This is a genomic window from Nafulsella turpanensis ZLM-10 (genome assembly GCF_000346615.1).
GTDB classification, from domain to species: Bacteria; Bacteroidota; Bacteroidia; order Cytophagales; family Cyclobacteriaceae; genus Nafulsella; species Nafulsella turpanensis.
In genome coordinates, this window is the sequence record NZ_ANNU01000036.1 from 19,956 (window position 1) to 33,401 (window position 13,446).

Consider the following 13,446-nt stretch of genomic DNA (forward strand, 5'->3'; position numbering starts at 1 on the left):
TTCTTAGAGTTTGAGGTTATACGGCTCTACCTTGTTGAGGATAGTACCAATGAGTTTTTGATCCAGATTCCTGAGGAAATTAATCGTTTCCCTGTCTACCTGTCCCACGGTCGATTCTGCCGAAAACACGGTAATTACCTTGTCTACAAAATTAACCAGCTCTTTGGTATCGGAATATTCATTCATGGCAGCCCCTTCCATAATGATATAGTCATACTCCTTCTCCAGTTCAGCGATAAGTTCCTTAAAGTTCTTGCTCATGAAGATTTCTGCCGGCGACATGCTGCCTCCACGGCTGGCAATGAGATCAATCCCTTTTAAACGAGTAGGCGTAATAAGAGTAGAGTGTCCATTTAAGCGGTCATTTCTTTCTCCACCTGCTTCCTGTAAAAGCTTTGTTTCCTTGTAGGGGTCCCGCAGAACATTGCTTGCTTCCAGAAACTTATCTGCTTTGGCAGAAGGCATGAATATTTTTGTAAGGGTATTATTTTTAAAGTTAGTATCAATGATGAGTACCCGTTTATCCAGCAGGCTTAGCGCATAAGAGAGAGAGATAATAGTAAAGGTTTTTCCCTCCCCTTTTTTATTGCTTGTAACCAGAATAGATTTAGGTTTTTCGCTTTCTATTTCGAAGCGAATCTTTCGGAGCATCTGCTTATATACCTCCCTGTTTTCATCTTTATTTTCGCCGGCAAAAAGGGCTTTAAGGTCAAAACCCGTCAGGCTTACCTTATTGAGAGACCCCAGCAAAGGGAGCCTAACATGCGTCTTAAATTTCGAAGGAGAGTCTATACGCATGTTAACAAACTCAAGGAAGAAAATTAACACCACACAAAGCGAGAAGCTGGCTGCTCCGGACAGCAGAATAATAAGCAGGCGACGGGAATCTTCCGGTTCATAAGCAGGCTCACCGGGTTCTACCTGTTCCAGGCGGTTGGCAATACTCAAAGAGGCATTGCGGGCAGTATTAAACTTATCCAGCACCTGCAGGTACTCTTCCCGGGCCACACTAATGGCAGATTCGAGGCTTGCAATCTCCCCTTCGTTTTCGCTAAACCCATAGGCCTGCTGCTCCATTTCAAGCAGCTTATTTTCAATGGTAGCCAATCGGGCTTCCGCCATTTCCAGCTCTATCTGGTTCTTTACCTTCATAGAGGCCAGTTCCTGCCGGGTAATATCCGGGCGATAAAGGTTTTCTTCGTTTGACTGACCAATAAGGCCATCCAGGCGATTACGGAGTAGCTGGATCGAATCGGCCAATGCCTGGTCCTGCATCCCTCCGCTGATATAGCGGTTATTAAGAGTACTTATCCGGTTCCGGAGCTCGATCATCTGGCGGTTGTTCCGGGCTGCTCCATCTCCGTAATCTGTTTCGGCATTTCCGCTCAGCTGATAATTTATATTGCTGATGGCCCGGCGCAAACCCATAATCTTTTTTGTTTCTTCCTGCCTGCTATTCTCCAGCTGGGCTATACGATCTAACATATTGGCACTTTGAGCTCCATAGTTTATTACACTATTCTGTTCTTTAAAAGCCTGAAGTGCGGCCACCTTTTCATTGAGTTCTTCTTTCTTCTTTTCAACCAGGTTAGCAAAAAACTCCAGAGAGTTTTCCACCTGTTTTACCTTTGTAGTCCGGTAAAAGCGAAGAAATTCTTCACTCAGGGCATTAACAACAAAGGCTGAGAGATGGGGATCTTCAGAAACAAACTCAATCTCGATAAAATCAGAACCAACAGGCCTGTTAATAACCAGGTCTTCACGGATTGATTCCTCATCATAATCCATTTCCTCCAGCATATCCAGCATCACCCAGTCTATTTTGTCGCTGGCACCAAGCGTGGCCATAGAATCGAGCTTATTCTCGAACAGTAAGGCTGCTTTAGCAATAAGTTCTTCTGAATACTCTTCTTTCAAAGGTTCTACACTCCGCCAGGGGTTTTCGCTGGTAAGATCGTGGAGCATAAGACGGTAGGAAAGTAAACTGATGACCCTGCGGGAAGTAATAAGTTCAATAAGGTTACTAAAGCGGGTGTTGATAACATAAGGGTTGGAGCTGTTGTTCTCTTCCAGAGAAACTTCTGTGTTATCAGTTATGCCGGTAGCAAGAGTTGCCTGTGATTTATAAGATTGGGGCAACTTCATGGTAATAAAAAACGTAGCCAATACGGCCGTTAAAGTAACGGTGATGATAAGCCATTTTCGCCTTTGCAGGACGCGTAAAAAAGACCAGATATCCATATTCTATATTAAATCTTAAGCAAAAGTATTTTTAAACGAATAGAACCATTCACACTCTAAAATGATTTAAATCACAATAAAAGAATTGCCTGCGCAAAATTAGCCATTTTTAACATACTGTGTTACAGTTATTTAACTTTCATTTATAAATATCAACTAAATGTACAGCCTGCTAATTCTATTCTGGATTTGTTTGGGATTGATTTTTTACACCTATATCGGATACGGCCTTCTGCTAATGGTGTTACTAAAAATGAAAAGATTATTTTCGTCCTCTGAAAAAAAGCAGCCCGATAAAGTTTATACCCCTACCGTTACCCTGCTGGTAGCGGCTTACAATGAAGAGCTTGACATTGAGCAAAAAATTAAAAATTCTTTAGCGCTGGAATATCCAGAGGACAAGCTTCAATTGCTGTTCATTACTGATGGTTCAAACGATCGTACCCCAGAAATTGTTGCAAAACACCCAGGGGTACAGCTTTTACACCAGCCTGAGCGAAAAGGCAAAATTGCTGCCGTGGCCCGCGCCATGCCTCTCGTAACGAGCGAAATAACTATTTATACAGACGCCAATACCATGCTTAATAAAGAAGCTATACAGAAAATTGTGCGTCATTACCAGCGGCCTGAAGTGGGAGCTGTGGCGGGAGAAAAGCAGGTGGTGAGCCCGGAGCAGGATGCAGCTGCCGGTGCAGGTGAAGGCTTTTACTGGAAATACGAATCGACCCTCAAGCGATGGGATTCTGAGCTACATACAGTAGTTGGTGCAGCAGGGGAGCTCTTCTCCATCCGGACCAGCCTTTTTGAGCATGTACCTGCCGATACGCTTATCGAAGATTTTTATATGACACTGCGGATAGCCCAGAGAGGGTACAGAGTAGTATATGAACCCGAAGCCCGTGCAGTGGAGCCACCTTCGGCCGATTCGCGCGAAGAGCTTAAAAGAAAAGTACGAATAGCCGCTGGTGGTATACAAGCCATTGTGCGCCTAAAGGCTTTGTTAAACCCTTTTCGCTACGGCATGCTCAGCTTCCAGTATATTTCGCACCGGGTCCTTCGCTGGACACTGGCACCTCTTGCCTTGCTGATCCTCCTCTTCTGCAATATTGGCCTGGCACTGCAGGGCTTGTTCCTTTACCAGCTTCTACTGGCAGGACAGCTGCTGTTTTATGCCTGTGCACTTGCCGGCTATTGGCTGGAAAGCCGAAAATTAAAGGTAAAAGTGTTCTTTATCCCCTACTACTTCTTCCTGATGAATTATGCAGTATATGCCGGTTTTTTTCGCTACCTGAGGGGCCGACAATCGGTGCTTTGGGAGCGGGCAAAGAGGCAAGCAAGCGATAGCGAAACCGCCTGACTTAATCATTAAAAAACAGCCAGACCATCAGGCCTGCAAAAAGACAGCAAAAGAGTACCACCCCAATAAATGCCCGGTCTTTGGAGTCGTTTAAGTTAACAGTAGCTTTCGCATATGTTTTTCCATAGCGCGGCTGCATATTAAACACGAATACATCGAGTAGGGCTTTGGGCTTGGCCAGAAGCTCCCTGGCAGCCATGGCTACGGTCATAGATCCTTCTGCAGGATAACCCACTGCCTCAATATCATACAGCCATGCCAGCAGCAGCGCTCTTTCTATATGAAATCGCTGCGACACAATAAGGGCATCTTTTACTTTAAAGTGCCCCTTCAGGCGTACTACGGAGTCAAGGGTGCGGAAGCCTGCATAATCCAGTTCTATAATGGAGGCAGGCACTCCTTTTTTCAGAAGAGCATTTTGCATATCCGCCGGCTCATTATAACCTACTCTGCCATTATCGCCAGAAATAATGATCTTTTTTACCTTTCCCTGCCGGTAAAGCTCCCTTACTGCATCGATGCGGTAGGTAAAGTAAAGGTTGGCCCCCTCACCATTCCTGAGCTCTTTATTGGTTCCCAGCAGCAGAACAGTTTGCGGATGTTTGATAGAGGTAAAATCTGAAATAATTCCCTGCCGGGTATAGCTCCATACAAACAGGTTCGCAATTAAAACACACTCAATCGCCAGCAGTACAAAGGCCATGGAGCGCTGCAGCAACCAGGTATAGCCGAACCGCAGAAAAGATTTTTGTTTTCGTGAATGAAGATACTTTTCCAGCCATAAATCGTTACAGGTATACAGAACTACCAGAAACGCCAGTAACAGCATAAGGATAAGGTAGTTCCACGAACCGGCGTAGGAGAAGTAAAAAGAAACTTTCTCAACCACAAAATTAATAAAGTTGCCAAAGTCCTTTATTTCTGTTAGCAGAACCTGCAGGGAACCATAGTTGTACCACGAAAGCAGGGTCATCCCCAGCAGGAGACAAAGCAGCAGGTAACCTAAAAATTTCAGTCCTCTCATTAGAGTATATATGCGTTTTCGCCCGGTAAACTTAATATTCCTGCCCTTGGCTTGCTGTACGAAATTTCTAAAAATTTACAGATGTAGTTTCCAAAGCATAATCTCACTGAGTCTTTTCTTTAAGCAGCTTCTGATGAAAAAAAGAAAGTATGTTCTCCCTTCCACACGGGAACCATCCAGGGCTCCATACCCTTTTATCTATAACAGAACCTTATTTCCTTTAGCACATGTCTTCATTTTTGCTTGTACTGTTTGTAAGTTTCTTTAGCTTTTCAGTTATATCCGTACCAGACCTGGATAAGCAGGAACCTCCTCTGCCGTCAGCTAAGACTGGTATTTCCCTTCCGGCACCCGATTTCCTGATTTGGCAGCCAAGCCGTCTGTTACATTGGAATGACTTCAGGGGAGAACCCGAAGCCACCGACAAAATACATGGAGCCGTTACCTATGCCGGTTTAGATGTAGAACTGGAAGATGAAAGGCCTATGCGCTTTAGTGTGGTGGCCGTATTCGACCGGCAACGCTCCTGGGTTCAACCTGAGCGGAAAGATGATCTTCTTTTGGCACATGAACAGCTCCATTTCGATATTGCCGCAGTTTATGCGCTTAAGCTTGAAAAAAAGCTTAATTCATTGGCAAATAAATGGGATCGCAAAGGAATCAAAAGTGTAATTGCAGATTATCAGCAAGCCCAGCTAAAGGCCCAGGAACAATACGACGAAGAAAGCCTCCATGGTATCAGGCAGGAACAGCAACAGGCATGGAGAAAGCTGGTCGATAGGGAACTCCGTCACCCTTCCGCCAACCTCCAAATCAGTAAAGCGGATTGGACCAACAGAAATTAAGTTGTAAGACTTAAAAAGCTTCCTGTAACTAATGGAGAACTGGAATTTCCCTCCCCTGTTCCTTATCAGAAGCATCATTCTTTAATTATCCTTTGCCTTCCTACCTAAGAAATTGAATTTTTAAGAAGATCGTAATCTTTTACACCCTTTATTTATCCGGTTAATCCCTTTCCAATCCATCTTTTGAAAGAAATCTGCCTTACAGGAACTAATCGATATATTTAAATGTATCTATAATAGAATGGCAGAACAACTCAAACAACTTGAAAAAATAGCAAAGGCGCTGGGCGATGTAAATCGGCTAAAGATGCTCCGTCTTATGGCTCAGCATGGCGGAACAGGAGCCTGCTCTGCCGTTCAGGAATGCGTAAATTTAGCCCAGCCTTCTGTGAGCCACCATATTAAAATATTGGCAGAAGCCGGATTAATTGAGGCAGAAAAAGAAGGCCGCAATTATAAATATACCCTTAAGCGGGAAACGCTTCGAATGTTTATGGATGAACTTCAACTACAGCTAAGCGGGGAAAAAGGGTAAAAAAATTTAAATCAACCAATCGAAGAATTCAAATATATAAATATACTCCTGCAAATTCCATTTTTCAGGAGCATGACCTAAAATTATGGATATTTTACAGACTCTGGAATGGCGATATGCCACCAAAAAAATGAACGGCCGGAGTGTGCCGGAAGAAAAAATAGAACGCATCCTGGAAGCCATCAGGCTCGCCCCTTCTTCCATGGGTTTACAGCCTTATACGGTTCTTCTTATTGAAGACCAGGAGCTAAAAAAACAAATTCAGCCTATTGCATTTAACCAGTCGCAAATTGTCGATAGTTCTCATTTACTTGTTTTTGCCGCCTGGGATAATGTAAAGCCGGAGCAGATTGAGGAGTATATTAATCATACCGCTTCTGTGCGGAATGTGGGGGTGGAATCGTTGAACGATTTTAAGGCTTCCCTTCTGAATATGGCTAAAAACCGTACACAAGAACAAAATTTCGAATGGGCTGCAAGGCAGGCTTATATTGCCTTTGGTACAGGTTTAATGGCTGCAGCGGCCGAAAAGGTAGATGCTACCCCTATGGAAGGCTTTAATAATGCTGCTTTGGATGAACTACTGAAACTCAAAGAAAAAGGCCTTAAAAGTGTAACACTAATGCCTTTAGGCTATCGTGATGCCGAAAACGACTGGCTGGCTAAGCTGCCAAAGGTGCGAAGAGAAAAAGAAAAATTTATTATTTCAGAAGAACTGGTGTAAACTAATTATCAAGAAAAAAACATGAACAAGCAAAAAATAAAAATAGATATCGTATCCGACATTAACTGCCCCTGGTGCTACCTGGGTGAAAAACGGCTCCAAAAAGCAATGGCAGAAGCCGGAGATAATTTCGATTTTGAAATAAACTTTAAACCCTTTGAACTTAGCCCAAATGCACCGGCCGAAGGTGAAAAGAAAGAGGATTATTTTATCCGGAATTATGGAAAAGAAGCACTGCAAAGGCTGGATGCCGGAAACCGACAGCTTAAAGAAATGGGACAGGCCGAAGGCGCGATTTTTAATTTTGAGAAATCGCCCGTAATCCACAACACCTTTAACGGCCACCGCCTCATTTGGCTGGCTGAAAAATATGGTGTACAGGAAGCAGTGGCCAATGCCCTATTTGAAAGCAATTTTACCGAAGGTAAAAATGTAAATGACCATGAGCAACTCAAACAAATTGGAATAGAGCATGGGATACCTGCCGAAAAGCTGGAAAATTTTTTCAGCACCACGGAAGGTGTGGAAGAAGTAAGGGCAATGGAAAGCTGGGCACAGCGGTCCGGCATAAACGGTGTTCCTGCCTTTATATTTAACGATAAATATATGGTTAGTGGAGCACAACCTGCCGAAACTCTTAAAAGTGTTTTCGGCCAGGTGGCTCCTGCACTGGAAGAAATTAAAACCGACGGTCCGAGTTGCGGCCCTGATGGTAACTGCTAAAGATTTCATTGTAAAGGGAAGACCTAAAAAAGGACAGGTAGTAAATAAATTACTCCTGTCCTTTTTTTGTGTTTGCTGTTTTAACCCCTCAGAGCCTGTTTAAATTTATTGTTGATTTCGAAAGGCTTATATTTTGTGCGAAGGCAAATCTCTTTTTGAAGGTAATAGCAGCGCTATTGCCTGATAAAAAACGGAAGAATTCGTGCAAAATATTGGCTTGTAGTTCAAAATATAAATCTTCAGACAGGCTCTAAAGCTGTCTGAGTATTTTTTTCCACTCCCGCTGGAACCAGCGTCCTTCCTTTACCATAAATATTCATTGGCCTGAAAATTCCCGGCGCTTAGGTGATCAATCAGTCTTACCCCATAAGAACTTTGGTTTATTAGACATATACCAATGCATGTAATGTGTAACGTATATTCGACGGTATTTTATTTCAACAAGCAGCTAACTTGCCTTAAGTTGTTAAAATTCAGAAGAACCTGATATGAAAACAAGATTTAAATTAATCCTCTTCCTGCTGGCCCTTTTCACCGGAATTTCACAGCTGCCCGCAATGGAGTCTGCTTCAACAAAACTTCCCGCCAAACTAAAGAAGTTAGTCCTGACTATTACAGATAATGGCTCTGGTAAAAGATTAGAAGCCATTAAGCCCATTGCAGCGTACCTCAGCAAAGAGCTGAAGCTGGAAGTAGTGACCGTTTCGGCTAAAAAGTCTACCACATTACTTGAACAGATGAAAGCAGGACAGGCAGACGTCGGTTTTATTAACTCTTTCGGATATGTTCTGGGTGTTTCTGATTCCTTACCTATTACGCCACTTGTTATAACAGGCGGAAAGGATGGAGTCCCTAGCACCTACAACAGCTGTATTATTTCAGCAGCGGATAAAGGCATAAAAAATATGGACGAGCTACTGGCAAATGCCCAATACCGGAGCTTTATGTTTGTTAACCCCACCTCCACTTCGGGCCACCTGGTGCCGCGACTGTTTTTAATTAAACAAGGTATTGCCCAGGCAGAAACAGCTTTTAAAGACTTAAGCTTTAGTGGCGACCACTACACCAGCCTGCAAAAAGTTTTGGCCGGAGAAGTAGATGCCGGAGCCATGGCCTACAATATTCTACAGGCAAAAATTGAAGCCGGCGAAGTAAATAAAAACGACCTCAACATCCTGTGGGTATCTGAACCAATTACCCAAACTCCCGTCATCATGAACAGCGGGCTTGATAAGCAACTCCAGAAAAAAATCAGGAAAGCCTTTCTTCAGCTACACGAAAAAGATCCTGCCTTATGGCAACATGTTCAGGAGAATTTTTCCGCACATGACGCCACTAATTTTGTTACGGCTAAAGATGAACATTATAACTCCATTCGCAATATTTCCGGCAGCATAGAAGACCTGTTATTTATACTCAACTATTACCTGGATTAAACAACGTTCCCGCAGAAGCCTTTCTGCCCTGCCTTTTCATAAGGCAGGGCTTTCTGGATTTCAGGACATGAAGAAGAAGGAGAAGCTAAAAATATTTCAGCAGAAAACCCTTGCCTTAAGCTTAAATTAGAATTCTTTTACAATTTTATTTTCTACCGCCCCTTTTTATGAAACTTTTAGACCGTATATTTGGTCTTAGTAAAGAAGGCAGTAAGCAGGTGGGATTTCCAGCTGTTAAAAGAAAAGCTGCCCTATAATAATTAACAATACAATATGAATACTGGAACAGTAAAATTCTTCAATGAATCAAAAGGATTCGGATTTATTAAAGATGACAATTCAAACAAAGAGTACTTTGTACACGTATCCGGCCTAGTGCATGAGATTGAAGAAGGTGATGAAGTAACTTACGACCTTGAAGAAGGCAGAAAAGGACTTAACGCGGTAAACGTACAGCGTAACGCCTAATAAAAATTGAATCCCTCTAAGCCCCGCACCACCGTGTGGGGCTTTTTTTTTAGGCCCATTTATTTACTCCACAAAGTTATTGCTCCCAGACTATTCTAAATTCCGTCCATCCATCGGGGCGGGTTTGGAGAGAGAAGCGGAAGCCGTGGTTTCGCAAAATTTCCCGCACCAGCATTAGCCCAATACCCTGCCCCTGTGGCTTGGTACGATAGAAAGACAAAAACAGCTTTCCCTGTACCTCTGCACGAATTCCCTTGCCGTTATTTAGAATCTGTAGTTCCCCAGACTGGATCTTAACTTCCACCTTCCCCTGAGGTCGGGCAGCGGCTTCAAGAGCATTCTTTATCACATTAACCGGCACCTGTTCTGTTGGTCCACTCTTCAGCAATCATCCATATCTGTAAAGCCTCCATAAATGGACAGGGTGCCCAATTTTGCACTAAAATTGAAGCCTTTTTTACAATATTTAATGGTGCCTTTAAGAAGACTTCCTAAGTTTGATGTACTAAACTATTCCCTTATCTTCCTAACCCCTTGCTGTTATAGCTCTCATATATAAGAAAAGACAATTCTGCTGTTCCTCTTCCTCCTGATTGCCTTTAATTCTTATGCCCAGCAAATTCGTTTTTTCGAATCAGGTTTCCATACACCTACCAATGATACTACAGCGAATGTCCGCTTCTATTATCTTCAGGCAAAGCCTGAAACAATAAAAGATTACAGGAACGATATGCTGCAAATGGTTGCCAGTCTGTATGGAGTGGAAAGCCCTGCCGAAGCGGATGCCATTGTGAAATACTATCAAGGGAACAGGTTTATGTATGGCCGAAATCTTTTATTCCATAGCAAAAAGGTTCAGCTGCTCCAGTTCAGGAGAATTGGCACTCCCCTGTTTAAGATAACAGGCGAAAACAATAAGGTAATTTACGAACAGCTTGGCGATACCGAAGGGAAAGAAGTATTAGTTGATGGCATTAGTTGATGGCAGCGGTCTGGAAACTTATATCGATGAACGAAATGGCGAGCAGATAAGGGAAGTTTACCTTGAGGGGGAGTTGGTAGAAAGGTAGGGCATACGGCCCGTGGAACAGGGTACTATTTATTACCATTACGATAAAGCTCCACAGCCTTGGAGAGGAATGAAAGCCTTTTACGGAAGCCTCTCCGGGCATCTGGAGTACCCAGACAGGGCACGAAGAGCACAAAAAGTGGTACCCTGATCCAATTTATTATAGATGAAAAGGGTGAACTATCTGATTTTACTCCTCTCACAAAAGAAGGATTCAAACTGGAAAGCGGGGTGATTGGAGTACTAATAAAACTGCGGCGCTGGAAGCCGGCCATTTTCCGGGGAAGGCTGTAAAAATAAAAGTTATTCTGCCCGTAAGCTTTCGGCGTTAAAAGTTGAGTTCTTTAGTTTTCTACCTCATATAACAGGAAGCCTTCAGCTTCAGAAAAGGCCTTCCCCTTCTTTTTGATATATCCGGAATTCAGCTTTTTCATGCTATATTTAGGCCCTGATTACCATTAAAACTTTTTCAACATGCTTCTTGACCTGGTTTATCTGATTGGAGGAATTGCTCTTGTTATTTTTAGCGCCAACTGGTTAGTTGATGGTGCCTCTTCTCTTGCAAAAAAATATGGGATCCCGGATTTGGTTATCGGGCTTACCATTGTGGCTTTCGGCACCTCGGCTCCGGAGTTAACAGTTAACCTTTTTTCTGCTTTGCAGGGCTCCACTGCCATCGCTATAGGCAATGTACTGGGAAGTAACATTGCCAACATCTTTCTAATTGTTGGCCTTTCAGCACTTATTTCCCCCCTCCTAATTCAGAAAAACACTACCTGGAAGGAAATTCCCCTCAGCCTGCTGGCTGCAATTGTTTTGGGTTTTTTAGCCAACGATCAGTTAATTGATAACAACCCAATTGGCAACTTCATTTCCCGGATCGATGGCCTGGTACTTCTGTCTTTTTTTATCATTTTTATGGTTTACACTATCGAGATATCGAAAAACCAAAGTGAAACTGATGAGCAGGTGGTATTGATGCCCATTTGGAAGTCCATTCTGCTGATGGTGGCTGGCCTGCTGGGGCTGTTCTTTGGCGGAAAGTTTTTGGTAGAAGGAGCTGTTTCCCTTGCCGGCCAACTCGGCATGAGTGAGAAATTGATTGGATTAACGATTGTGGCCGTTGGCACCTCCACACCTGAGCTTGCTACCTCGCTGGTAGCAGCCTATAAAAAGAAGGCCGATATTGCCATCGGAAATATCGTAGGTTCCAACATCTTCAACATCTTTTTTATTTTAGGCATTACGGCGCTAATCCAGCCCCTGCCTTTTGAACCATCCATGAACTTCGATATTGCCATTACCATACTGGCCAGCTTTTTGCTGTTTATGACGACCATTGTACTGGGTAAACGAAAGGTAGTGAAAGCCGAAGGAGTTGTTTTTCTGCTGATTTACATAGCTTTTATTGTATATTCCGTCTATCGCTGATATTGCGGCACATCACCCAAACCTTTCCGAAAGAGAGAAGAATTGAACGGGCATTTGGATGTAATAAGCAGCAGGAGCATACAAAAGGGGGCTTTTACTGTTATATAAGATAAGCTAAAAGATTAAAATATGATCAAGGAAGCCTTAACATTTGCCCGCCAGGCACATGAAGGGCAGCATCGAAAATATACCGGCGAACCTTATATTGAACATCCTATCCGCCTGGTCGAGACCCTTAAAACCATTCCCCATACAGAGGCTATGTTATGTGCTGCTTACCTGCACGATGTGGTGGAAGATACTCCTGTTACCCACGCGCAAATCGAAGAAAAGTTCGGGAAAGAAATTGCCAGGCTCGTGCATGAATTAACCGATGAGTACATCAAGGAAAAGTACCCGAACCTCAACCGCCGCGAACGTAAAAAGAAGGAAGCGGCACGGCAGGCAAACATGAGTACAGAAGCCAAAACCATTAAGCTGGCCGATGTAATTGATAACACCCGGGATATCCTCAAAAACGATAAAGATTTTGCCCGCCGCTATATTCCCGAAATGGAAGCTCTGGTGGAAGCCCTGCAGGGCGGAAACTTTAAACTCTTTATGCGGGCCTGCTATGAGGTACAAAAGGCAAAGCTGGAGCTGCAGGAGTCAAGACTGAAAAAGTAGATTATGGATTACCAGTCACTTATAGAAGAAGTACACCATGAAGTGGAAGTCATGGGCCTGCGAGGCCAGCTGGCTAACTATATTCCGGAGCTAAGTCTCGTAGACCCCAACCAGTTTGGCATATGCCTGGTCGATTGTAAAGGCAATATTTACGGCACCGGCGATTACCAGAAGAGTTTTTCTATCCAGAGTATTTCTAAAGTATTTACGCTCACCATGGCTTTTTCCGTTATGAAGGATATCTTCAGGAAAAGAGTGAATGTTGAGCCATCCGGCAATCCCTTTAATTCTCTGGTGCAGCTGGAACAGGAAGATGGTATCCCAAGAAATCCCTTTATCAATGCAGGTGCATTAGTAATTACAGATGCCATTATTTCGCAGTATCCGGATCCGGAGAAGGCCATCCACAATTTTATCAGGAGCATTGCCTGCGAAGTTCAGATACCTGTTAACCCGCTGGTTCACCAGTCGGAGCTGGCTCATTCTTCGCGCAACAGAGCCCTTGCCAACTTCATGAAGTCGTTCGGAAATATCGACAACAGCATTGACAGGATCATAGAGGTATACACCTACCATTGTTCCCTTGAAATGAGCTGCGAACAGCTGGCAAAAGCCTTCCTTATCTATGCCAATGATGGCCATTCCGTTTTTTGTGAAGATCATATTTTAGATGGCAGTAGTATTAAAAGGATCAATGCGCTTATGCTTACCTGCGGCTTTTACGATGAAGCCGGTGATTTTGCCTACAAAGTAGGACTACCCGGTAAAAGTGGCGTAGGTGGCGGTGTGGGAGCAGTGCTTCCCGGCCGCTTCAGCATTGCCGTTTGGAGCCCGGAGCTCAACACTAAGGGAAACAGCGTGAAAGGCATAAAGGCCCTTGAAATTTTGACAGATAAGCTGGGGGTTTCCTTATTCTGATTGGTGAAC

At 43.6% G+C, this 13,446-nt stretch carries 14 protein-coding genes; 11 read left to right on the top strand and 3 right to left on the bottom strand.

Features of this window, described 5'->3' with window-relative positions; translation table 11 throughout:
• Positions 1-3 precede the first annotated feature (3 nt).
• Positions 4-2,241: an exopolysaccharide transport family protein gene (locus F752_RS24240; protein WP_017732447.1), complete on the bottom strand. Its 2,238-nt coding sequence runs from the start codon at positions 2,239-2,241 to the stop codon at positions 4-6.
• 253 nt (positions 2,242-2,494) lie between these two features.
• On the opposite strand from F752_RS24240, the gene F752_RS0114410 reads away from it, so the two are divergent.
• Positions 2,495-3,598, top strand: coding sequence for a glycosyltransferase family 2 protein (locus F752_RS0114410; protein WP_316928886.1), 1,104 nt, complete (start codon positions 2,495-2,497; stop codon positions 3,596-3,598).
• Position 3,599: 1 nt separating this feature from the next.
• Here F752_RS0114410 and F752_RS25420 read toward each other — a convergent pair whose 3' ends face one another.
• Positions 3,600-4,622 carry a SanA/YdcF family protein gene (locus F752_RS25420; protein ID WP_017732449.1) on the bottom strand — a complete coding sequence of 341 codons (1,023 nt, stop codon included), beginning with the start codon at positions 4,620-4,622 and terminating at the stop codon, positions 3,600-3,602.
• Between the two features lie 227 nt (positions 4,623-4,849).
• Between F752_RS25420 and F752_RS25425 the strand changes: the two genes are divergently transcribed.
• The 6 genes from F752_RS25425 to F752_RS0114445 all read left to right on the top strand — a co-directional run bounded on the left by F752_RS25425 (position 4,850) and on the right by F752_RS0114445 (position 9,353).
• Positions 4,850-5,467, top strand: a complete 618-nt coding sequence (locus tag F752_RS25425) for a DUF922 domain-containing protein (protein ID WP_017732450.1) — start codon at positions 4,850-4,852, stop codon at positions 5,465-5,467.
• 241 nt (positions 5,468-5,708) lie between these two features.
• Complete coding sequence (locus F752_RS0114425) at positions 5,709-6,002, top strand: ArsR/SmtB family transcription factor (protein WP_017732451.1); 294 nt, start codon at positions 5,709-5,711, stop codon at positions 6,000-6,002.
• An 85-nt stretch (positions 6,003-6,087) separates the two neighbouring features.
• Positions 6,088-6,726, top strand: a complete 639-nt coding sequence (locus F752_RS0114430) for an NAD(P)H-dependent oxidoreductase (protein WP_017732452.1) — start codon at positions 6,088-6,090, stop codon at positions 6,724-6,726.
• A 21-nt stretch (positions 6,727-6,747) separates the two neighbouring features.
• Positions 6,748-7,449: a DsbA family oxidoreductase gene (locus tag F752_RS0114435; RefSeq protein WP_017732453.1), complete on the top strand. Its 702-nt coding sequence runs from the start codon at positions 6,748-6,750 to the stop codon at positions 7,447-7,449.
• A 488-nt stretch (positions 7,450-7,937) separates the two neighbouring features.
• Complete coding sequence (locus tag F752_RS25430) at positions 7,938-8,885, top strand: phosphate/phosphite/phosphonate ABC transporter substrate-binding protein (protein ID WP_017732454.1); 948 nt, start codon at positions 7,938-7,940, stop codon at positions 8,883-8,885.
• A gap of 273 nt (positions 8,886-9,158) precedes the next feature.
• A complete protein-coding gene (locus tag F752_RS0114445) occupies positions 9,159-9,353 on the top strand; it encodes a cold-shock protein (protein WP_017732455.1) in 195 nt (64 codons plus the stop codon).
• Between the two features lie 76 nt (positions 9,354-9,429).
• Here F752_RS0114445 and F752_RS0114450 read toward each other — a convergent pair whose 3' ends face one another.
• Complete coding sequence (locus F752_RS0114450) at positions 9,430-9,741, bottom strand: ATP-binding protein (protein WP_017732456.1); 312 nt, start codon at positions 9,739-9,741, stop codon at positions 9,430-9,432.
• A gap of 342 nt (positions 9,742-10,083) precedes the next feature.
• Here F752_RS0114450 and F752_RS0114455 point away from each other — a divergent pair, with 342 nt between their 5' ends.
• The 4 genes from F752_RS0114455 (at position 10,084) to F752_RS0114485 (ending at position 13,437) form a co-directional block, all read left to right on the top strand.
• Positions 10,084-10,335 carry a hypothetical protein gene (locus F752_RS0114455; RefSeq protein WP_017732457.1) on the top strand — a complete coding sequence of 84 codons (252 nt, stop codon included), beginning with the start codon at positions 10,084-10,086 and terminating at the stop codon, positions 10,333-10,335.
• A 561-nt stretch (positions 10,336-10,896) separates the two neighbouring features.
• Positions 10,897-11,853, top strand: coding sequence for a calcium/sodium antiporter (locus F752_RS0114475; RefSeq protein WP_017732461.1), 957 nt, complete (start codon positions 10,897-10,899; stop codon positions 11,851-11,853).
• Positions 11,854-11,982: 129 nt separating this feature from the next.
• Positions 11,983-12,519, top strand: coding sequence for an HD domain-containing protein (locus tag F752_RS0114480; protein WP_017732462.1), 537 nt, complete (start codon positions 11,983-11,985; stop codon positions 12,517-12,519).
• Between the two features lie 3 nt (positions 12,520-12,522).
• Positions 12,523-13,437, top strand: a complete 915-nt coding sequence (locus F752_RS0114485; RefSeq protein WP_017732463.1) for a glutaminase — start codon at positions 12,523-12,525, stop codon at positions 13,435-13,437.
• Positions 13,438-13,446: the final 9 nt, after the last annotated feature.